The organism is Alcaligenes sp. SDU_A2 (genome assembly GCF_038237375.1).
GTDB lineage: Bacteria > Pseudomonadota > Gammaproteobacteria > Burkholderiales > Burkholderiaceae_B > Alcaligenes.
Genome location: NZ_CP151273.1, coordinates 3,390,672 through 3,411,524 on the forward strand (window position 1 = coordinate 3,390,672; position 20,853 = coordinate 3,411,524).

The 20,853-nt window shown below is 60.1% G+C and carries 16 protein-coding genes; 6 read left to right on the forward strand and 10 right to left on the reverse strand.

Annotated features, from left to right (window positions below; all coding sequences use genetic code 11):
- Positions 1–112 precede the first annotated feature (112 nt).
- Together norR and AADW57_RS15525 are read left to right on the forward strand one after the other, a co-directional pair.
- Positions 113–1,654, forward strand: coding sequence for a nitric oxide reductase transcriptional regulator NorR (gene norR / locus AADW57_RS15520; protein WP_341667787.1), 1,542 nt, complete (start codon positions 113–115; stop codon positions 1,652–1,654).
- Entirely contained in the window at positions 1,647–2,345 is a 699-nt protein-coding gene (locus AADW57_RS15525) for a Crp/Fnr family transcriptional regulator (protein WP_341667788.1), read from the forward strand. Before norR ends, AADW57_RS15525 begins: the two co-directional genes overlap by 8 nt.
- Positions 2,346–2,358: 13 nt before the next feature.
- On the opposite strand, the gene AADW57_RS15530 is transcribed toward AADW57_RS15525, so the two are convergent.
- The 3 genes from AADW57_RS15530 to ispB all read right to left on the reverse strand — a co-directional run bounded on the left by AADW57_RS15530 (position 2,359) and on the right by ispB (position 5,706).
- Positions 2,359–3,156: a formylglycine-generating enzyme family protein gene (locus AADW57_RS15530; RefSeq protein WP_341667789.1), complete on the reverse strand. Its 798-nt coding sequence runs from the start codon at positions 3,154–3,156 to the stop codon at positions 2,359–2,361.
- 95 nt (positions 3,157–3,251) lie between these two features.
- Positions 3,252–4,472, reverse strand: a complete 1,221-nt coding sequence (gene gltS / locus AADW57_RS15535) for a sodium/glutamate symporter (protein WP_341667790.1) — start codon at positions 4,470–4,472, stop codon at positions 3,252–3,254.
- Between the two features lie 268 nt (positions 4,473–4,740).
- Positions 4,741–5,706 carry an octaprenyl diphosphate synthase gene (gene ispB, locus AADW57_RS15540; RefSeq protein ID WP_341667791.1) on the reverse strand — a complete coding sequence of 322 codons (966 nt, stop codon included), beginning with the start codon at positions 5,704–5,706 and terminating at the stop codon, positions 4,741–4,743.
- A 166-nt stretch (positions 5,707–5,872) separates the two neighbouring features.
- Here ispB and AADW57_RS15545 point away from each other — a divergent pair, with 166 nt between their 5' ends.
- The 3 genes from AADW57_RS15545 to AADW57_RS15555 are packed head-to-tail and all read left to right on the forward strand — an operon-like array spanning position 5,873 to position 8,455.
- Positions 5,873–6,739 (forward strand): ATP-binding protein, encoded by an 867-nt coding sequence (locus AADW57_RS15545; RefSeq protein ID WP_341667792.1) that lies wholly within the window; start codon positions 5,873–5,875, stop codon positions 6,737–6,739.
- Positions 6,732–7,733 (forward strand): Nudix family hydrolase, encoded by a 1,002-nt coding sequence (locus AADW57_RS15550; protein ID WP_341667793.1) that lies wholly within the window; start codon positions 6,732–6,734, stop codon positions 7,731–7,733. Before AADW57_RS15545 ends, AADW57_RS15550 begins: the two co-directional genes overlap by 8 nt.
- Positions 7,730–8,455 carry a spermine/spermidine synthase domain-containing protein gene (locus AADW57_RS15555; RefSeq protein WP_341667794.1) on the forward strand — a complete coding sequence of 242 codons (726 nt, stop codon included), beginning with the start codon at positions 7,730–7,732 and terminating at the stop codon, positions 8,453–8,455. Before AADW57_RS15550 ends, AADW57_RS15555 begins: the two co-directional genes overlap by 4 nt.
- Positions 8,456–8,494: 39 nt before the next feature.
- Here the strand turns inward: AADW57_RS15555 and AADW57_RS15560 are convergent, their stop codons facing one another.
- From AADW57_RS15560 to coaE, 6 genes are all read right to left on the reverse strand, one after another.
- The gene (locus tag AADW57_RS15560; RefSeq protein WP_341667795.1) at positions 8,495–9,967 is read right to left on the reverse strand and encodes an efflux transporter outer membrane subunit; all 1,473 of its coding nucleotides are present in this window, start codon (positions 9,965–9,967) and stop codon (positions 8,495–8,497) included.
- A gap of 1 nt (position 9,968) precedes the next feature.
- Positions 9,969–13,079, reverse strand: a complete 3,111-nt coding sequence (locus AADW57_RS15565) for an efflux RND transporter permease subunit (RefSeq protein WP_341667796.1) — start codon at positions 13,077–13,079, stop codon at positions 9,969–9,971.
- The gene (locus AADW57_RS15570; protein WP_341667797.1) at positions 13,076–16,156 is read right to left on the reverse strand and encodes a multidrug efflux RND transporter permease subunit; all 3,081 of its coding nucleotides are present in this window, start codon (positions 16,154–16,156) and stop codon (positions 13,076–13,078) included. The genes AADW57_RS15565 and AADW57_RS15570 overlap by 4 nt, the downstream gene beginning before the upstream one ends.
- Positions 16,157–16,159: 3 nt before the next feature.
- Positions 16,160–17,398: an efflux RND transporter periplasmic adaptor subunit gene (locus AADW57_RS15575; RefSeq protein WP_341667798.1), complete on the reverse strand. Its 1,239-nt coding sequence runs from the start codon at positions 17,396–17,398 to the stop codon at positions 16,160–16,162.
- A 238-nt stretch (positions 17,399–17,636) separates the two neighbouring features.
- On the reverse strand, positions 17,637–18,392 hold the full coding sequence (zapD, locus tag AADW57_RS15580; RefSeq protein ID WP_341667799.1) for a cell division protein ZapD: 756 nt from the start codon (positions 18,390–18,392) through the stop codon (positions 17,637–17,639).
- Between the two features lie 49 nt (positions 18,393–18,441).
- Positions 18,442–19,044: a dephospho-CoA kinase gene (gene coaE, locus AADW57_RS15585; protein WP_341667800.1), complete on the reverse strand. Its 603-nt coding sequence runs from the start codon at positions 19,042–19,044 to the stop codon at positions 18,442–18,444.
- 163 nt (positions 19,045–19,207) lie between these two features.
- Here coaE and AADW57_RS15590 point away from each other — a divergent pair, with 163 nt between their 5' ends.
- Positions 19,208–19,846, forward strand: a complete 639-nt coding sequence (locus tag AADW57_RS15590; protein ID WP_341667801.1) for a hypothetical protein — start codon at positions 19,208–19,210, stop codon at positions 19,844–19,846.
- On the opposite strand, the gene AADW57_RS15595 is transcribed toward AADW57_RS15590, so the two are convergent.
- Positions 19,843–20,124, reverse strand: a complete 282-nt coding sequence (locus tag AADW57_RS15595) for a response regulator transcription factor (protein WP_341667802.1) — start codon at positions 20,122–20,124, stop codon at positions 19,843–19,845. The genes AADW57_RS15590 and AADW57_RS15595 overlap by 4 nt on opposite strands.
- Between the last annotated feature and the right edge of the window lie 729 nt (positions 20,125–20,853).

Sequence of the window (20,853 nt, forward strand, 5' to 3'; positions counted from 1 at the left end):
CAAGGATCATGCCAAGCTGTTTTGATCTTGATTAAAAGGGTTTCCAGGCAAACAGGGTATAAATAACCCATCGAAAAACGGGTTCTTTTTACCAACAGGGTAGTTTTCACCCATGCTTGAATTGCTGATTGCCGATCTGGCCACCGATATTCCTGGAGCGCTGCGCCTGCAGCGCATGGTGCAACTGGTGGCGCGTTACTTCGCCTGTGATGCCGTCGGCCTGCTCAAGCTGGACGATACGGTGCTGCGCATTGTGGCCGCCAGCGGTCTGAGCAACGACACGATGGGCCGCCATTTCGTCATCGCCGACCATCCACGCTTTGCGCGGATTCTGGCCAGCCGATCCCCCATCCGATTCGAGCCGGACAGCCCTTTGCCCGATCCCTACGACGGCCTGCTGGACGACAAGCGCGGCCTACCCCTGCCCGTACACGATTGCGTGGGAATCGCCCTGCACCTAAAAGGCATCCCATGGGGCATCCTGACCCTGGACGCGCTGCAACCGGGCACATTCTCCGAACAGGCCTTAATCGAGCTGCAGCGCTGCAGCCTGGTGCTGGAAAGCGCAATACGCGTCAGCGAACTGGAAGAAGAAAACCGCAGCCTGCGCCTGCTATCGACCCAGGCGGCCAGCCACCTGGTGCAGAACGGCAGCACAGAACTCATCGGCGCAAGCATCCCCCTGCTAAACGTCATCCATCTGCTCGATACGGTGGCCGATTCAGAGTTACCCGTGTTGCTGCTGGGCGAGACCGGCGTAGGCAAAGAATTATTTGCCCAGCGCCTGCACCAGCGTTCGCGCCGAAACCAAAAGCCGCTGGTCTACGTCAATTGCGCCGCCCTGCCCGAGTCGCTGGCCGAAAGCGAACTGTTCGGCCACATAAAGGGCGCATTTTCCGGCGCACAGACCGACCGCGCCGGTCGCTTTGAGGCCGCCCGGGGAGGCACCTTGTTCCTAGACGAAATCGGCGAATTATCACTATCGGTGCAGGCCAAGCTGCTGCGCGCGCTGCAAAACGGCGAAGTCCAGCGCCTGGGGGCGGACCATCCCATCAAGCTCGATGTCCGGCTGGTGGCAGCCACCAATCGCGACCTGAACCAGCAGGTGGCCCAGGGGGCATTTCGCTCAGACCTGTTTCACCGCCTGTCGGTTTTTCCCCTGACCGTTCCACCGCTGCGCGAACGGCAGAACGACGTGCTGCTGCTGGCCGGCCACTTTCTGGAAGCCAACCGGTCGCGGCTGGGCCTGCGCGGCATACGCCTGTCCCATGCTGCCGAAAACGCCCTGCTGGCATACCATTGGCCGGGCAATGTCCGTGAGCTGGAACACCTGATCAGCCGCGCCGCCATTCGCTTGCTGGTCGATGCGCCGGACAGAAACCAGATATTCACACTGGATACTGATAATCTGGGCATAGCGCCTGCCGTAAACTCATGCATACCCAAGGCCGAAGCCAAGCCGCTTTCTGCATGGCAGCCGCTGCGGCAGTCGGTAGAACAGCTACAGCGCCAGCTTATCCGGCAGGCCCTGGAACAAACGGATGGCAACTGGAGTCTGGCGGCACGCCGCCTTGGCCTGGACCCCAGCAACCTGCATAAACTGGCCGGTAAACTAGGGCTTAAAACCCGCCCCGAGACTGTTACCCATGACTGATATTTCCCAAGCCTCCATGCTGTCGGCCCTGCCCGTTTTTTCCCAGCTGGATGCCGCCGGCCTGGACGATCTCTGGCAGCAGGGCCGCCTGATCGAATACGACAAAGACAGCCAGGTATTTCGTCAGGAACAAGCCAGCGACCAGTTCTTCGTGCTGCTCAAAGGTTTGATCAAGGTCGTGCGCACCATGCCCAACGGTTCGCAATTGCTGGTGCGTTTTGCCTTGCCGGGCGATGTCATCGGCATCGCCCCTGCCCTGCGCCGGCGCAACTATCCGGCCACCGCCATCAGCGTCACGCACAGCGCGGCGCTGGCCTGGCCGGAACAATCCTGGGAAAGCCTGACCGCGCAATACCCCTGCCTGCTGCACTGCGCACAGGACACGGTATCGCGCCGCCTGAGCGAAGCGGACGACAGGCTGCTGGAAATCCATAGTCTGGAAGTCGAACAACGTCTGGCGCACAGCCTGCTGCGCCTGATACGGCAAGTAGGACAAAACGATGCGCAGGGCACATCGCTCAGCATTCCAGTCACTCGCCAGGACTTGGCCGAACTGGCCGGTACCACGCTGTACACCGCCAGCCGCATCGTCAGCAGTTGGGACAATCAAGGGCTGCTCCAGGCGGGCCGAAAGCAAATCACCATCGCCGACCTGGACAACTTCGCGCGGGCCGTGCTGGAGCGCACATGATCCGCGCCGTACGCTAGCCTTCCGTGACCAGACGCAAACCCAGATAGCGCGGGGGCACCCCCACCGAGCAAGCCCCCGTCTTGGGATCGCGGATAAAATCGGGCATGGCAGCGGCGTGTTCCCCGCCTAGAACGCGTACGCCGCAGTTTTCCAGACGGGATTGCACCGGTGGCATGCCCAGTCTGTGCACACGCACATGGCAGGTGTCGGTCCACTCGGAAACCTGCCCACCCGCATCGAAAATCCCATACTGATTAGCCTGCCCCTGGCCCAGCGGTGCCAACGGGACTTCCTGTTCCTGCTTGCGCTTGTAGTTCACCAGATATTCTTCCAGCCACAAGGCGGCTTGGGCATTTTCATCCAATGATTGCCCCGCAGACTCGGGAGCTTGCTGACCGGCAAAGTAGCTCCACTCCAGGAAAGTAGGCAGGCGGAAAGTCTTGCCGGTGCGCTTGGACAGCCAGGCGGCATAGTCCTGCCCGTCCTGCCAACTGACCCCGGCAACCGGCATAGTGGGTGCCTGTCCCTGACCGACCGGATCGGCCTTCTTGCAGCCGCCGGCCACGACGCACTGGTTATAGTCGTGCTGACTGACCAGGTATTTCATGACCTGCAAGGATGGGCTGGGCGCATACATAACCGTATCGGCCGCTATCAGACGGCCATCCAGCAGAAATTCACCCGGCTGAACCAGCTGGCGCGCCGGACCAGCCACACTGACCAGTTCCGGCACATCGGAGCGGGCCGCCTGTTCGCCACCCGAACATGCCGCCAGCAACGCCGCCAACATAACCCCCACTTGCTTTTTCATCAACCACCTCCGTTCCATACACTGATTGGAACTCAGGCCAAGATGGCTGTCCTTGCGCCAGAGCAAGCTGGCGGCAAGAGCAGTTGGCGGCTGCGTTAGTTCAGCACATTCATGAATCCGGTAATGATGACGGCATTGAAAAAATCGATGAACAGCGAACCTACCAGCGGTATGACAAAGAACGCTTTGTACGAAGGCCCGTTATCTTCAGTAAAAGCCTGCATATTGGCCATGGCATTGGGTGTAGCCCCCATGCCAAAACCGCAGTGGCCTGCCGACATGACGACCGCATCGTAATCTCTGCCCATGACGCGAAACGTGATGAAGTAGGCAAACGTAAACATCAAAATGGTCTGGGCGACAAGAATCAGCAGCAAGGGTCCAGCAACATCGGCCAGTTGCCACAGCTTCATAACCATCAATGCCATGACCAGGAAGAAAGCCAAAGACACATTACCTATGATCTCGAACTCGCGCTCGGGCAGGCGGTAACGACGCCAGTCGATAATGTTTCGCATAATCGCCGCCACCAGCATGGAACCCAGGTACGCGGGCAGAATGATGCCCTGATCGGCCATCCAGTTGATGATCAGGCTACCGGCACCAATCGCCACGGACAGCAGCACGACGGCGTACACCGGCATGTCAAAGCCGCTGTCATCCACCTGTATGGTTTCGGTATGCATGGCCGGGGCCGTATCTTTGCCCTCGTGCTGGCGACGATGGCGGCGGTGGGGAGCCGGCCCCGTGATGCCGTGCCGCTTCATCAAGCGCAGGCCCACCGGCCCACCGATCACGCAACCCATGACCAAACCCCACGTGGACGCCGCGATGGCCGCCGGCAATGCGCCGGTGGCACCGGCCGCTTCCATCACAGGGCCAAAGGCGGCCGACGTACCATGCCCGCCTGTCATCGCCACTGACCCCGCCGCCACGCCGATCAAAGGGTTAGCCCCCAGCAGCATCGCCAGCGACACGCCCACGACGTTCTGCAAAATGATCAACGCTACCGCACAACCCAAAAACAGCCCGACGGCCAGACCGCCTTTCTTGAGCAGCTCAAAGCTGGCTGAAAAACCGATGGTCGTAAAAAAAGCCATCAGCAGGAAATTGCGGATATCGTCATTGAACTGGAAGGTAAACGTACCGGTCTGGTGACCAAGCAGAGCGATCAGCGAAAACACCAGTCCGCCGATGATGGGGCTGGGGATGAAGTAGCGCGCCAGAATGGCAACACGATTCTTGATGTACTCCCCTAAAACCAGAAAGACAGCGGCCATGCCGACTGTCTGCGCGATATCAAGCTCGATATTCATGAATCCTTTCCCTTACATCTTTTGGATAGGTACGCGCCCCGCCAAACCTGGGCAGGATTCTCTGCCGCAACGACCCGGGTGCGCGCGCAAATAAGTTGCAGGCCGGCCACACGATAGCGCGGCCCGCCTGTGCTAGCAAATTGCAGCGGGGTTCAGAAAATAACATGAACTATTGATTTAACGGGCAATAAACGCCTATTTACCGCGATCTGCTTACAAAAAAAACCCGCTAAAAAGCGGGTTTCATAGGGAGAGACGCAATCGCCGATCAGCGGTCGCGCTGCACGGAAAAAGCGCACAAATGCAACAAAACCTGTTTGAATTCGCTCTCGGGCACCGACTCCAGAGCTTGCACGGCCAATTCAGCTTCGGCTTCGGCAGCCTGGCGGGTATAAGCCAGTGCATCGGTCTGTTCAATGGCCTGGGCCACGGCCGCAAAATCGGCGTCGCCGGTTTCGATGGCGTTCTTGATAAGCTGCGCCTGCTCGGGCGTGCCCACTTCCATGACTCGAATCAAGGGCATGGTAGGCTTGCCTTCACGCAGATCGTCGCCCACGTTCTTGCCCAGTGCCTCGGTATCGCCGGTGTAGTCCAGAACGTCATCGATCAACTGGAAGGCAGTACCCAAATGACGACCATAGGATGCCATTGCCTCTTCCAACTGGGGCGGCGCGCCGGCAACGATGGCACCCACCTGGGCAGCGGCCTCGAACAGCTTGGCGGTCTTGTAGCGCACGACCTGCAAGTACCGCTCCAGAGAAACGTCGGGATCATGCACGTTCAGCAACTGCAGGACCTCGCCTTCGGCAATGACCGTGGTCGCGCCCGACAGCACGGCCATGGAGCGCATGGAATCGGACTCGACCATCATTTCGAAGGAACGGGAATACAGGTAATCGCCCACCAGTACGCTGGCCGCATTGCCGAAAACCGCATTGGCCGTCTGGCGGCCACGGCGCATGTCCGACTCGTCCACTACATCGTCGTGCAGCAAGGTGGCGGTATGGATAAATTCCACTACGCCCGCCAGCAGATGATGCGTGCCGCCCTGATAGCCCAAGGCTCTGGCCACCAGCAGCAGCAAGGCGGGTCTCATGCGCTTGCCGCCGGCGCTGACAATATATTCGCCAATTGTGCGTATAAGTACCACGTCCGAATTCAAACGTGCACGGATAACGACATCGAGCGCCTTCATGTCGTCGGCGATAGGTTCAATCAGGGTTGCGAGGTTCAAAACAAAATTCCGGACGAGTAAGTGGTACAGCCAAACACAAGTGCTCAATTATACGGTTTTGAGTGGTGTTAAGCCTATTGTTAGCCATCATGCAGGGACTTGATGAGTGGAAAGCGTTTCAAATTAGCGATAATAGAGGTTTTGCAGACCGTTTACGGAGACTGTCTTGAATCCGCAAGACCTCAGCACCCTGATTGGCCGCGCCGAACGCGTCCTGGCCCAGTTGGAAGCCTGGCTGCCCCCCGCCCCCCCGCCCATCGACTGGGACGCCATTGCATTTCGCTGGCGCAAGAACGGCTCACGCGGCTGGCTGGAAGGCGTCCGGCACATTGCGGCCATACGCAGCCAAGATTTGCAGCACATCGATCGCCAGAAAAGCATCATCGAGCGCAACACACGCCACTTTCTGGAGGGCAAGCCCGCCAACAATGTGCTGATGACCGGCGCGCGCGGCACCGGCAAAAGCTCGCTGGTCAAAGCCATGCTGTCGCAATTTGCCGATAAAGGGCTGCGTCTGATCGAAGTGGACAAATCGGATCTGGGCGATCTGGGCGAGATCATCGAACTGATCAGCACCCGTCCCGAACACTTCATCATTTTCAGCGATGATCTGTCCTTCGAGGAAGGCGAAGCCGGCTACAAGGCCCTGAAATCCGTGCTGGACGGCTCGGTGGCCTCGCCCGGCGACAATGTGCTGATCTATGCCACATCCAACCGACGTCACCTGATGCCCGAATACATGAAGGAAAATCTGGGTACGTCCACCGCCGCCGACGGCGAGATCCACCCCGGCGAAGCCGTGGAGGAAAAAGTATCGCTGTCCGAGCGCTTTGGTTTGTGGCTGTCCTTCTACCCGTTCAAGCAAGACGATTATCTGGACATTGTCTACTACTGGCTGGGCGAGCTGGGATGCCCCGCCGACCAGATACAAGCGGCGCGCACCGAAGCGCTGCAATGGACACTGGAGCGCGGTTCGCGCTCGGGACGCGTGGCGCGCCAATTTGCCCGCGACTGGACGGCCCGCCATGTCTAAACCCTGCATCGAAGTGGCTGTGGGTGTCCTGTTGCAAGCTGATGGCAAAGTGCTGCTGGGCAGCCGACCGGCCGACAAGCCCTGGCCGGGCTGGTGGGAGCTGCCTGGTGGCAAGATCGAGCCCGGCGAGGATGTGTTGCAGGCGCTGGTTCGCGAACTGCGCGAGGAGCTGGACATCACCGTTACCCAGGCCCAGCCTTGGGTAACGTATACGCACGAATACCCAAAAAACTTCGTCAAACTGTACTTTTGCCTGGTGCGCGGCTGGGAAGGCACGCCGCGCAGCATGGAGGGGCAGGAACTGGCCTGGGTAGACCCCGCCGGCCCCCTGAGCGTCGGCCCGGTGCTGCCGGCCACGGAACCCCCGCTTAAATGGCTGCAATTGCCCGAACGCTACCTGATCACCCAGATCCAGGAGCCGGCCAGGCTGGCCGGCTATCTGCAACAACTGGAGCACGCCTTGCAGCAAGGCGTGGCACTGGTTCAATTCCGTGAACCCGAATGGGCGGCGCGTGCAGATGCGGAATTCAGCTTGCACCAAGCATTCTTGCAAGTGGTCAACCTATGCCACCGCTACCGCGCCCGCTGTCTGGTCAACAGCGTTCACCCGGAAAGCTGGTGGGACCATGCCGACGGCGTGCATCTGCGCAGTGTCGATGCCCAGGCGCTGGCCGAGCGACATCACGACACGCTGACCTCGGTGCCAGCCCTCAAGCAAGGCTTGATCGGAGTATCCGCTCATCAAGCCGCGGACATCGACGTGGCCCGCCGGCTTCAGGCCGACTTTCTGGTGCTGGGCCATGTGCTGGATACCCCGTCCCACCCCGGCCAGCCCGGCATGGGGTGGGCGCATTTCAGCGAATTGGCGGGGCTAGCCGGCCGCCCGGTCTACGCCATCGGTGGGCAATCCGCGCAAACACTGCCTATCGCCCGCCAGCATGGTGCCCACGGCATCGCTGGCATACGCGCCCTTCTGGACACCCCGCCCGCATGATGCCGCCCGTCACCATCTCGGAGCACGAAGGCGTACGCTACCTGCACCTGGGTTCGCCCTGGGTGCAGGGTGCCATGCGCCTGGACGATCCCGACCGTCTGGAGCTGGAATACATACGCCAGATGATGATGTGGACACTGTTTCTGGAACAGCCCCGGCGCATTGCGCAGTTAGGACTGGGAGCCGGGGCGCTGACCCGTTTTTGTCACCAACGCTTTCCCCAGGCACTGGTCGAGGCGGTGGAGTTAAATCCCGATGTGCTGCGGGCCTGCCGACTGCTATTCGAGCTGCCGCCCGATAACGAACGGCTGCACGTGCATGTGTGCGATGCACTGGACTACCTGGAAAAGCAGGACGCTAGCCTGGATATTTTGCAGGTAGACCTGTATTCGGACCAGGCCGAACATCCGGCCCTGGAAGATCAGGCGTTTTATCAGGCCTGCCAACGGGCGTTGACCCCACAAGGGCTGCTGACCGTCAACCTGCTGGGTTCGCCCTTGGTCCACGCCCGCAATCTGCATGCCTTGCAAAACAGCTTCGCCGCCGTCGCCTGGATGCCCGAGACCCACGACGGCAATATTGTCGCCATCGCCTTTAACGAAGCGCCGCAGATCGATTTCGACGAGCTCTACGAACGGGCTGATCGTATCCAGGCGCAATGGGACTTGTTCGACGCCCGCCGCTGGGTAGACGGTCTGTATGCCTGGATGGAACAAGACTGAAACGCCCCCCTGCGTAGGCCCCGAGCGGCCCGCAGGGCGCTACGGCACCGCTGGCTGAGCCACAGCACCAGACGCAGCGGCCGTATCGGACACCGCCGTCCAGCCCCCGCCCAGCGCGACCAGCAATTTGACCGCTGCCCGCAGGCGTTGCGACTCTATATCCAAGGCCTGCTGCTCCGCCGAAAACGCCGACGTTTCCGTCTGGGCCAGACTCAGATAGTCCACCAGACCGGCATCAAACTGATTCCGAGTCAATTGCAAAGACTCGCGCGCAGCCGCCAGCGCGCGAGACTGGCTGATCTGTTCACGTCCCAGGCCATATAGCTCGGACAGCGCATCCTCGACCTCTTTCAGAGCTTCCAGCACCGTCTGTCGATACGCAGCCACCTGCTCGTCGTAGCTGGCCTGGGCCTGATTGACCTGGGACTGGCGTGCGCCAAAATCCAGCAAGGTCAACGCCAGGGACGGCCCTAAAGACCAGACCCGCGCCGGCGCAGTCAGCCAATTACTCAGGTCCGAGCTTTTGAAGCCGCCGCCCGCATTCAAGGTCAAGCTGGGAAACCAGGCCGCCTTGGCGACGCCGATCTGGGCGTTCGCCTGTGCCATGCGACGCTCGGCGGCGGCCACATCGGGGCGCCGCTCCAGCAAACTGGACGGCAAGCCTACGGGAATCTCGGGTGTCACTGGCCAGGGCGCATTGGGCACCACTTCAAACTGCGACGGAGCCCGTCCCACCAATACGGCCATCGCATGGTGATACGACGATTTCTCGCGGTCCAGCGCCAAGCGCTGAGTGCGCGCCCCTTCCAGCTGGCTAAGCGCCGCCGCGACATCGCCGGGCGCGGAAAATCCAGCATCCAGGCGATTCTGATTGATCTGCAAAGAGCGCTCGTAAGCCTGAACCGTGCGATCCAGCAACCGCACCGCCGATTCCGCGCTGCGATACTGAAAATACGTCTGCGCCAACTGAGACTGCAAGCTAAGGCGGGTCGCGGCCATATCGGCTGCGCTGGCCTGTAAAGACGCGTCGCCAGACTCCAGTTGCCGGCGTATACGGCCCCACAAATCCACTTCCCAAGTCACGTTCAAGCTCAGGTCGTACGCGCTGCTGCTTTGGCTGCTCGTCCCCGACCCGCTGCCTTGGCGTGTGGACGAGGCCGAACTGCTGACCGCAGGAAACAAACCCGAACGGGTATTGGACAAAGCGGCCTGGGCCTGCCGCACCCGCGCCTGGGCCTGCTGCAAGGAGTAGTTCTGCTCGTTCAGGCTGCTCATCAAGGTATCGAGCACCCCGTCGTTAAAGACCCGCCACCATGCCCCTCTGTCCTGCAGGTCGGCCGGCTGCGCGGGCTGCCAGCTTCCCTGGGCTTTCGCCTCGCGGAAGTGTTCGCCGACGTGGGCCTGGGGCCGCTGGTAATCGGGGCCGACAGCACAACCGGCCAGCGCAGCCAGCAATACCGCCAGGCTTAATGCCCGACTTCGGGACGCGATGAATCGACGGTTAGCGGGCATATCAGCTCTGCTCATTCAAGATAGTACGGCGCGCACGGCGCGAAAAACGATGGCGCAAGCGGTCCAGGTACAGATAGACCACTGGCGTGGTGTAAAGCGTCAGGATCTGACTGAGCACCAGACCACCGACGATGGTCACCCCCAAGGGCTGACGCATCTCCACGCCCGGCCCCGAGGCCAATACCAGCGGAATAGCGCCAAAAATAGCCGACAAGGTGGTCATCATGATGGGCCGGAAACGCACCAGGCAGGCTTCGTAAATGGCCTGACGCGAGTCCAGACCGCGTTCGCGCTCCATCTGCAAGGCATAATCGACCATCATGATGGCATTTTTCTTGACGATGCCGATCAACAGAAAAACGCCGATCATGGCGATCAGGTTGAACTCGCCGCTGGTCATCATCAGGGCCAGCAAAGCACCGATACCGGCAGAAGGCAAAGTAGACAAGATCGTCAACGGGTGCATATAGCTTTCGTACAGCATGCCCAGCACAATGTACAAAGCGACCAGTGCTGCCAGAAACATCAAGGGTTGCTTGGCGATGGAGTCGAGCATCTGGGCAGTATTGCCCTCGAAACCGGCCTGAATCTCGCGTGTCGGCAACTGGATTCGCGCCATCGCCTGGTCGATCGCGGCCCGTGCCTGACTCAGCGTCACGCCTTCTGCCAAACCGAAAGATACGGACTCCGCCACCAACAAACCTATATGGTTGATGCCGCGCGGCGTGGTGCCGCTGGTAAACGTCGTAAAGGCCGACAAAGGCACACGTTTGCCGTCCCGCGCTACGACCTCGATTTCCTGTAGCGACTGCAGATCCTGGGCAAAGCGTTTTTCTACCTCCATGACCACACTGTACTGATTCAGCCGTCCGTAAATCGTGGATACCTGCCGCTGGCTGAAGGAATTGTTCAAGGTACTGGCGACCAGGGCCATGTCCACACCCAGACGGGTGGCCCGATCACGGTCGATGGCCAGCCGCACCTGCCCGGCCTTGTCATCGGTGCTGGTATCCACATCCACCAGCTCGGGCAATTCGGCCATGGCCTGCTGGACTTTAGGCACCCAGGTCTTGAGCAGATCCAGGTCGCTGCCCAACAAGGAATAATCGTACGACCCCGAACGAGAACCCCCGCCTCCCCCCACCGGAATATCCTGCTGCGGCACCATGAACATGCGCGCGCCCGGTGTCGTGCCCAGCGGCACACGCAAACGGTTGACCACATCAGTCGCGCTGGCACCGCGCTGGTCCAGGGGTTTAAGTTCGACCAGAATGAATGAGGAGGTGCTTCCGCCGCGTCCGCCCGCAAACACAGCCACCGATTGAATATCCGGGTCCTGATTCAGAATGGAGCGGAAATGTTCCAGCTTGGGTTCCATGGCCTGAAAGGAGGTGCCCCGGTCCACACGAAAAAAACCCATCAACTGACCGGTATCCTGCTGCGGAAACAAACCTTTGGGCACCACGGCATACAAATAGACATTCAAACCTATCGTGGCAAACAGCGAAAACAACATCAGCCGGTGATGCCTCAAGGCCCACTCCAGCGAACGCCGATAGCCGAGCCAACTGACCCGTCCCACCCAACCCAGAAAACGGCTGATCGGATTGCGGACCTGTCCATGCTGAGGTCCGGGACGCAGCAAACGGGCCGACATCATGGGCGTGACTACCAGAGAGATGATCAGCGACACCAGCACCGCCGTGCACAAGGTCACGGCAAACTCCATGAACAGGCGGCCCGCCAGTCCACCGATCAACCACAAAGGAATGAATACCGCGACCAGAGACAGGCTCATGGCCGTAACGGTAAACCCCACCTCGCGCGTGCCGCGCAACGCCGCCCGCATGGGCGACAGTCCCTTCTCCAGGTAGCGCATGATGCTCTCGAGAACGACGATGGCATCATCCACCACAAAACCGGTGGCCACAATCAAGGCCATCAGTGAAATGGTGTTGAGCGTAAATCCAAACAGATACATCAGCGCAAACGTGCTGATCAGCGACGCCGGCACGGCGATGGCCGGTATCAGGGCAGCGCGCCAATTGCGCAGAAACAGCAAGACCACCAGCACGACCAGGGCCACGGCGATAATCAGCGTCAGCTGCGCCTCCTCCAGTGTGGCCCGTATGCTGGGCGTGCGGTCCTGCGCCACCGACAGGTGCGCCTGGCTGGGCAGCATGTCTTCGATGTCTGCAAGGCGTTCGCGTATGGTATTGACCGTCTCGATGATGTTGGCCCCCGCCTGACGGCGCACAATCAACAACACCGCCGGCTGATCGTTCAGATAGCCAAGACTGTGTATGTCCTCGACCGAATCTTCAACCTTGGCCACATCGCCAAGGCGTATCACCTGCCCGTCCTGGGTCTTGAGGACCAGGGGCTCAAACAGCCGGGCCTGGTTGTACTGCTTGCCCGAGCTCAGTTGCCATTGTTCCTGGGCGTTATCCAGATAGCCATTGGGCCGCAGACTGTTGGCGTTGTTGATGACAGTGCGCACATCATCCAGCGCAATGCCCGCCGATGCCAGAGCCTGGGGGTTAAGGCCGACACGCACGGCCGGCAGCGAACCACCGCCCACCTCCACCGAACCCACCCCTGGGATCTGCGCCAGCTTCTGCTGCACGATACCGCTGGCCATATCGTAGAGTTGCGCCTGGGTCGCGGTGGGTGAGGTCAGCGCCAGCACCATGACCGGCATGGACGAAGGGTTGACCTTTTCGTAGGTCGGCACATTGGACATGCCCGAAGGCAACATGGGCCGCGCCTGATTGATAGCCGCCTGCACATCGCGGGCCGCACTCTCGATACTGCGCTCCAACTCGAACACCAAAATGATCTGGGTCGAGCCTTCGTTGCTGCGTGAGCTCATCTCGCTAATACCGGCAATCGAGCCCAGCGCCTGCTCCAGCGGTGTCGCCACGCTGGAGGCCATCGTCTCCGGACTGGCTCCAGGCAAGCTGGCCGTGACCGCAATCATAGGAAATTCCATTTCCGGCAAGGGAGCCACCGGCAACAGCCGCAAAGACAGCGCCCCCACCAGCACCATGGCCAGTGCCAGCAGGCTGGAGCCTACTGGTCGGAAAATGAATAAACCCAGCAAACGCTTCATGCCTGCCCACGCGCGCCGCTGCGGCGAGTGAAACGGTCGAAGAACAGGTAGATCACAGGCGTCGTGAACAAAGTCAGCACCTGGCTGGCCAGCAGGCCACCCACCATGACCAGGCCCAGCGGCTGGCGCAGCTCCGCGCCCGAGCCGGTGGCGAACATCAACGGAATGGCACTGAACAAGGCGGCCAGCGTCGTCATCAGAATCGGCCTAAAACGCAGCAGCGCCGCCTGGTGAATCGCCTGACGCGGCGTCAAGCCCTGCTCGCGCTGGGCCTCCAGGGCGAAATCAATCATCATGATGGCGTTTTTCTTGACGATGCCGATCAGCAAAATAATGCCGATGACGCCTACCATGTCCAGGTCCCGCCCGGCCAGCAGCAGAGCCAGCAAGGCACCGATGGCGGCCGACGGCAGCGTGGACAGAATGGTAACGGGATGGATATAGCTTTCGTACAAAATCCCCAGCACGATGTACATCGTCAGCACGGCAGCCAGCATCAGCCACAGCGTACTGGACAGCGACGCATTAAAAGCCTTGGCCGCGCCCAGATAGCGCAAGTCTACCGAATCGGGCATACCGATCTGCGCGCCTACGGCTTCAATGGCCTGAACCGCATCGGACAAGGAATGGCCGGGGGCCAGATCAAAGGATGCATTCACGGCCGGGAACTGGCCCAGACGCTCTACCGACAGCGCGCCCGGCAACAATTGGACGCGAGCCAGGGAGGTCACCGGCACCATATTGCCCGCGCTGGTCGCCACATATATGTGTTCCAGATTCTGCGGACTCTGGCGGGCCTGTTCCTTGACTTCCAGCACGACGCGGTACTGAGCCGACTGCGTGTAGATGGTGGAAATCAGCCGCTGCCCGAACGCATCGTATAAGGCATCGTCGATTGCCGCCTTGGTCACGCCTACCCGAGCCGCCGCATCGCGATCTATATCCAGCAGTACCTGCAGGCCATCGTTCTGCAGGCTGGTGGACGCTTCCTTAATCTGAGGCAAGGCACGCACCGCCTCCAGCCACTTAGGCATCCACTCGTTCAGAATCTGCGGGTCGGGATCGGACAGAGCCAGTTGATACACATTGCGGCTGATCTGATCATCAACCGTCAGCTCCTGAATGGACTGCTGGTAAGACGTCAGGCCAGGTATCCCCGCCAGGCGTTCGTCCAGCCGCTCCATGATTTCGTTGGCCGAGGCCCGGCCGCTGCTCTGTGGTTTAAGCGCAATCTGCATACGGCCGTTGTTCAACGTGGCATTCGTTCCATCTACACCGATAAACGAAGTAACCGTCTGCACATCCGGGTCCTGCAGCACTATGGCGGCGGCTTCTTGCTGCAAACGGCTCATGGAGCGAAAAGACGCGGTCTGCGGCCCTTGGGTGATTACCTGAATCAAGCCGGTATCCTGCTGGGGAAAAAATCCCTTGGGCACCATCAGGTACAGCAAGGCAGTCAGCACGACCGTTCCCAGCGCCACCAACAAGGTCAGCGTCTGATGCCGCAACACCAGCACCAGGCCCTTGTCGTAAGCCTGAATCAACCTATCCATCTGCACGCCGGCCCAGGTCGTAAAGCGTCCATGTTTTTGCTGCGCGCTGGGCGTGAGCATACGCGCGCACATCATGGGCGTGAGCGTCAGCGATATAAACAGTGACAACAAAATGGCCACGGCCAGCGTAATGGCGAACTCGCTGAACAAGCGCCCGATCACATCGCTCATGAACAGCAGCGGGATCAACACGGCAATCAAGGAAATGGTCAGGGACAGCAAGGTAAAACCAATCTGCGCCGCGCCTTTCAGGGCTGCCTGCATGGCGCTCTCGCCCTTTTCGATATACCGGGCAATGTTCTCGATCATGACGATGGCGTCGTCCACCACAAAGCCCGTGGCAATCGTCAACGCCATCAACGTCAGGTTGTTAACGCTAAAGCCACATAAAAACATGATCGCAAACGTACCGATCAGGGAAATAGGCACAACCACGCTGGGAATAATGGTCGCCGTCCAGGTACGCAGAAATACAAACGTCACCAGCACCACCAGGGCGATGGCCAGCAACATTTCTTTCTGAACATGATCGACCGAATCGCGGATGGTCTGGGTCCGGTCTGTGGCGACCGTCACGTCCACCCCGACCGGCAAGGATTGCCGTATCTCGGGCAGCAGATCCTGAATGCGGTCGACCACATCGATGACATTGGCACCGGGCTGACGCTGGATATTCAACAAGATAGCCGGATCGGTCCCCACCCAGGCCGCCTGGCGCACGTCCTGGGCATCGCGCACGACCGTTGCCACTTCGCCCAACCGTACGGCGGCATCGTTCTGATAAGCAATGATCAGATTTTCGTAATCGCGCACCGACTGCAATTGTTCGTTCGCGCTGATGCTGGTCGAGCGCTGCGGCCCATCCAGATTGCCTTTGGGTTGGTTGACGTTCGCAGCGACAATCGCCTGCCGGACGCTGGCCAGCGTCAGGTTGCGGGCTGCCAGCGCAGACGGATCGGCCTGGATGCGCACGGCCGGCTGCTGACCGCCTGCAATGCTGACCAGACCCACTCCATTGACCTGAGACAGCTTTTGCGCAACACGCACATCGATCAGATCGCGCACTTCGTGCAACGGCATGTTCGGAGAAGTGACCGCCAAGGAAATAACCGGTGTGTCAGCCGGATTGACCTTGTTGTAGATGGGCGGTGCCGGCAGGTCGTTAGGCAACATGGTCGAGGCTGCATTGATCGCCGCCTGCACTTCCTGCTCGGCCACATCCAAGGACAAGCCCAATTCAAACTGCAAGGTAATGCGCGACGCCCCCCCCGAACTGGACGAAATCATCTGCGACAGACCGGACATGCTGCCGAAACGCCGCTCCAGCGGCGATGTAACCAGGGCCGCCACCACATCCGGGCTGGCTCCCGGATATAAGGTCACAACCTGGATCGTGGGGTAATCGACCTGGGGCAACGCGGCCACGGGCAGCATGCGGTACCCCAGCAAACCGGCCACCAACAATGCCACCATCGCCAGCGTAGTGGCCACCGGGCGCAATATGAAAAGGCGGGACATGCTCACGCTTTAGTCGTCCTCGAGTTCGTCATCAGGGCCGCTGCCTTTGTGCTGTGCCCCGGCTGCCCGAACTTTTTCGCCATTCTCCATGACCTCGACCACAGACCCTTCACGCAGGCGGTCCGTGCCTTCCACCACAATACGATCACCCGCATTCAGCCCCGACACGACCAAGGTTTGGTCCAACGACGCCGTGCCCAGCTCCACCGGCTGTATATGCACCTTGTCATCCGCATTCAGCGTATATACATACGTACCCACCGAGCCGCGCTGCACGGCATAAGATGGAATCAGCAGTCCTTGCTGCTGGCCCAAATACACGCGTGCATTGACGAATTGATTGGGAAACAGATGCTCGTCGGGGTTATCGAATTCGGCTTTGACACGCAAGGTGCCCGTGGCCACATCTATCTGATTGTCCAGCGCCTGCAACCGCCCTTTGTCCGACAACACCTGTCCGTCGCTGCCGGTGACCTCCACGCGCAGCGGCTGCTGACTCTGGCGCATCGCCTGGACTAAAGCCGTCAACTGGTTCTGCGGCAAAGAGAACTCCACCCCGATCGGATCGACCTGAGTAATAATCACCATGCCGTCCGTGTTCGCTGCGGAAATCAGATTACCCTGATCCAGCTTGCCCAAGCCCAAGCGCCCCGTCAAAGGCGCGGTAATGCGGGTACGATCCAGCTGCAACTGAGTGCGCGCCACCTCCGCCTGCTGGGATACGACCTGCGCCTGCAATTGCTGCACGGCCGTCTGCTTAGTTTCCAACGCCTGACGCGACACCGAATTCTGTTGAAACAACACGCGATGCCGCTGCAGCTCCTGCTGGGCCCCTTTCAGTTGGGCCTGACTCTGCAACAGTTGCCCACGCGCCTGATCCAGTTGCACCTGATAGGTACGCGGATCGATCTGGGCCAGCACATCGCCAGCCTGCACGCTTTGGCCATCGTTGAAATAGACACGCTCAAGCACGCCGTCAACTTCGCCCCGGACCGCCACCGTTTGCAACGGCTTGACCGTTGCAATCGCCGTCAGCGTCTGATCGATGAGTCCTGGCTGCACCGTTACGGCCCGCACAGGGACTTTGCCGGCTCCCAGCATGCCGCGCGCTCGACCCGATTCTTGGTCGGTGGCCGTCGAGTCCGGGGTCAGCATGTAATAAGCCAGGCCCGCGGCCAGCACACCCAGCCCCCACCAGACATAGAACGACCGGGACTTGCGGCCCCTGCCTGCATTGAACTCCGACATGTAAGCTCCCGGCTAAAACTAGATTGTCTGCGCACAGCGTCAAAATCAGCGTTTAACAGACCGCAGTCCAGGCCCTTGGAGGGCACGCCTGCGTGCGCACGATATTCTCCATCGCAGCGCCGATGCGAAACAAGCTCAAACATTCAGGCGCAGCCTATGTGCAACAGGCGCGCCATAAAGCGCGCCTGCCCGGGCCAGTATAAATTTCGCTATATGAACCTGATATGAACGAAGCCGTTCAGCCGAAATTGCAACGCGCCAGACGAAAAGGGATATCGGCCGTCACCGGCTGGGGCTTAAGTTGATTGTCCTGCTGCACAAAACGCACCCAGACCACATAACGGTTGGCGCTCATTTCGGGGTAAATGCGCGCACCTGCATCCACCCAGACCCGCAGCAGTTGAAATGACTTGCCCGCCAGCATTTCCTGGTAGGAGCCTTCGCGCGCCACTTGGTTGATGGCATCCCCCGACTGACGCAAAAGCCGCAAAATAAGCGCCAAACCCTGATAAAGGGGGGTAAATGGCTCGGACCAGAGCCGGATATCCTCGACACGCTCGGCATCGGGCCGCTGCTGCCAGGAATAGTACGACGGCAAATCCACCTGGGACGTACCGCCCGGCACAGCGACACGTCCGCGCAGGCTGCTGAGCCATTCGTTCTCGCGCAGACCCTGGCCCACGCGTCCCTGGGCAGACAGATCGGCGGCGGCACCGTTGATTTCGTCCAGCATATTGTCCAGCGCCTGCAGTTGCACGCCGGGGTGTTCGCGCAGGGCAGCCAGCGCGATCCGCTGGCGCTCCAGATCCTGAAGGACGGCAGAACGCAGATCGGTCCGATCGGAGATGTCCAGCAGATCAAACAGCGTCGCCACAGCGATCTGATGAGAATGCGCATCCAGGCTGCGGGCGAAGTGAAACAGCCGCTCGAACAGGTACTCGACCCGGAGCAAAGCCCTGACACGCTCGTTGCATGGGTATTCGTATAGAGTCACGCGTTTAGAAACCTTTAATTGACTGCTTGGGCCGGGGGCAGACCTGCGCTCAACCAGACAAAGCGCACCAGGCTTGATGTACAGCCCGGGCACGTTGCTCCAGGAGCGGCAGCGTTGTGTCCCCGTCATTAAGGACAATATCGTCAGCCAGCGCGAGCCGCTGCTGGCGCGAAGCCTGAGCGGCCATGATACGCTCAATCGTGGCGACCGACAGTCCGCTGCGCTGCTGAACGCGGCGCACCTGCGTAGCCGTATCGCAATCCACAACACAGATGCGATCGACCCGGTCCCGCCAACGTCCGGATTCCACCAGCAAAGGCACAACCACCACAAGATAACATCCCTTAGCCGCCAAGGTCTGTGCTTTTGTTACAGCGAAGATCAAAGGGTGGACGATTTCTTCAAGACGACGGCGTGCCTGGGCATCCTGAAAAACACGGGTGCGCATCCGCTCGCGGTCCATGGCACCGTCCGGCGCAATGAACTCGTGACCAAACGCCTGCCGTATGGGTTCTATGGCCTGCCCGCCCGGTGCCGTCAGCTGATGGGCGATGACATCGGTATCTACCACCGCCGCCCCCCAGGCCTGGAAAAAATCCGCCACCCGGCTTTTGCCCGACCCTATACCGCCCGTCAGCCCTATCGTCAGCATGTTCCGCCCGCCCGTCAAAAATGAAACTGTAACGCAGGGCAGGCGTTCCTTCTATCCTGTATGAACGCCCAGTCCCAGGAACCACCCCGGTTGCCTCAAAGGCGCTGTCATGCTGCTACGGTCTCGCGTAGAATCGCACTATCCCTCTTCACGGAATTGCGCCATGCTTGCTCAGAAGATCTCGTCCCTGCGTCCTCTTTCCCTGGTGCTGGTCGCCCTGCTGGCCGCCTGCGCCCAGACTCCGTCCCAGCCAGATGCCAACCAAGGCCGTGGCTCCACACAGCAAGACGCCCTGCGCAACGCCCAGGGCCGGGACACAGCACGCGCCCCTTCCCAGATTTCGCTGGGATTTGGCGACCAGGAAGGCGTGCGTGCCGTCGAACCAGCCCAACCCACGCAAGAAGCCGCACCGCTGGGCAATGCCATCGCCGAACTGGCCGAACCCAAAACCTTTCTGGGCACCTTGTCTTGCCCCCCCCAGAGCGGTGCCTGCACGCCTTCCAAGATCAGCCTGACCCTGGCACCGGCAGGCCAATGGCGCTTGCGCACCGAATCACTGGGCGGTGGCCAGACACACAGCGCGGGCGGTTGCTGGGTTCCTATCGGGGCGCAACCAACCCGCATCGCCTTGCTGACCGACAAAGACAGCACGATGGCAGACCTGAGCTTTCTAAATGGCAACGTACTGCGTATCAATACCTTCAATCAGCAGCGTCCGACCCTGGAAAGCCGGCTGACCCGCCAGGCCGACATAGATCCTATTGCAGAACTGGACGGCAAACCCGTTCCGGCCTGCCGCTAAGCCACCTGGCAAGCACTGCCGCCCATGACCCTGGGCGGCAGCACATCCAGCAAATCCGGTTCGCTAAAGACAAAACGAGTCAGCTCTACCGCATTGCGCACCCGCAACTTCTGAAAAACACGCGCCCGGTGTGCTTCTACCGTGCGCTGTGAAATCGCCAGTTCGGCGGCAATGACCTTATTCGCCTTGCCGATGGCGATGTACGACAATACATCGCGCTCACGCGGCGTCAGACTGTCAAAAAGGACGGAAGCGGGAAGATGACCATTCAACACCATATCAGGCTCACGATTTAGACACCGGACGAAGAAACCATCCGATCCATTAAACATTAGCTAGGACACATAGTTTGTCATTCTATGCAACAAGCTGGCGACTGTTAGCTTTGACAGGATGACTTTGTCACATGCCTAATCTACCTTATTGTCCCTGCCTGACATAGGCGCATCGGCCGACCTCCTGGTTTCACAAGCATCGCCTCCCTGCTACCGCCATCATTCCGAACAAATCCTCTGAATATCAAGAGCAAAAATAGGTTCTTCGCTATATACCGGGATTCCTTTGTATTGGGTTGGTCGTTTGGGTCAAACAGACAGAAATTCGGGTTCTCGCCAGACCGGCCTTAGCGATCCGGCTTGGCTGGGTCCTTCGCCCGCGCTGCGCGCGGGTTCCCTGGTCAGAATACCGGGGCGGGCGGGGCGTGAACTCGCAGGGTGATTCGTCCACTGGACGAATCACAAACACCCTGCTCGAACAGCACGCCCCTTGCCTCCCGCCCCAGTATCCCGCCTGCGGCGAAGGCCCTGACTCGCCCGCCGTCCCGCTAAGGCCGGCCTGGCGAGAACGGCACCGCGGTGCACGACCCAAACGGCGGGATGTCCGTATACACCGTACAAGGTATCAGCCACCCACATAATTTCTTGTTCGGCATGAAGGCATATCGCCGGGACTATGTCGCCTGTGTTTTGAGCCATTCAAGGCGCGGCATGCTCGGACGGTGCTGCGCC

Excerpts from the sequence above, each read along its gene's own strand:
- norR (WP_341667787.1), top strand. The coding sequence starts at position 113 with ATGCTTGAATTGCTGATTGCCGATCTGGCCACCGATATTCCTGGAGCG.
- AADW57_RS15525 (WP_341667788.1), top strand. The coding sequence starts at position 1,647 with ATGACTGATATTTCCCAAGCCTCCATGCTGTCGGCCCTGCCCGTTTTT.
- AADW57_RS15530 (WP_341667789.1), bottom strand. The coding sequence starts at position 3,156 with ATGAAAAAGCAAGTGGGGGTTATGTTGGCGGCGTTGCTGGCGGCATGT.
- gltS (WP_341667790.1), bottom strand. The coding sequence starts at position 4,472 with ATGAATATCGAGCTTGATATCGCGCAGACAGTCGGCATGGCCGCTGTC.
- AADW57_RS15550 (WP_341667793.1), top strand. The coding sequence starts at position 6,732 with ATGTCTAAACCCTGCATCGAAGTGGCTGTGGGTGTCCTGTTGCAAGCT.
- AADW57_RS15555 (WP_341667794.1), top strand. The coding sequence starts at position 7,730 with ATGATGCCGCCCGTCACCATCTCGGAGCACGAAGGCGTACGCTACCTG.
- AADW57_RS15560 (WP_341667795.1), bottom strand. The coding sequence starts at position 9,967 with ATGCCCGCTAACCGTCGATTCATCGCGTCCCGAAGTCGGGCATTAAGC.
- AADW57_RS15565 (WP_341667796.1), bottom strand. The coding sequence starts at position 13,079 with ATGAAGCGTTTGCTGGGTTTATTCATTTTCCGACCAGTAGGCTCCAGC.
- AADW57_RS15575 (WP_341667798.1), bottom strand. The coding sequence starts at position 17,398 with ATGTCGGAGTTCAATGCAGGCAGGGGCCGCAAGTCCCGGTCGTTCTAT.
- coaE (WP_341667800.1), bottom strand. The coding sequence starts at position 19,044 with ATGCTGACGATAGGGCTGACGGGCGGTATAGGGTCGGGCAAAAGCCGG.
- AADW57_RS15590 (WP_341667801.1), top strand. The coding sequence starts at position 19,208 with ATGCTTGCTCAGAAGATCTCGTCCCTGCGTCCTCTTTCCCTGGTGCTG.
- AADW57_RS15595 (WP_341667802.1), bottom strand. The coding sequence starts at position 20,124 with ATGGTGTTGAATGGTCATCTTCCCGCTTCCGTCCTTTTTGACAGTCTG.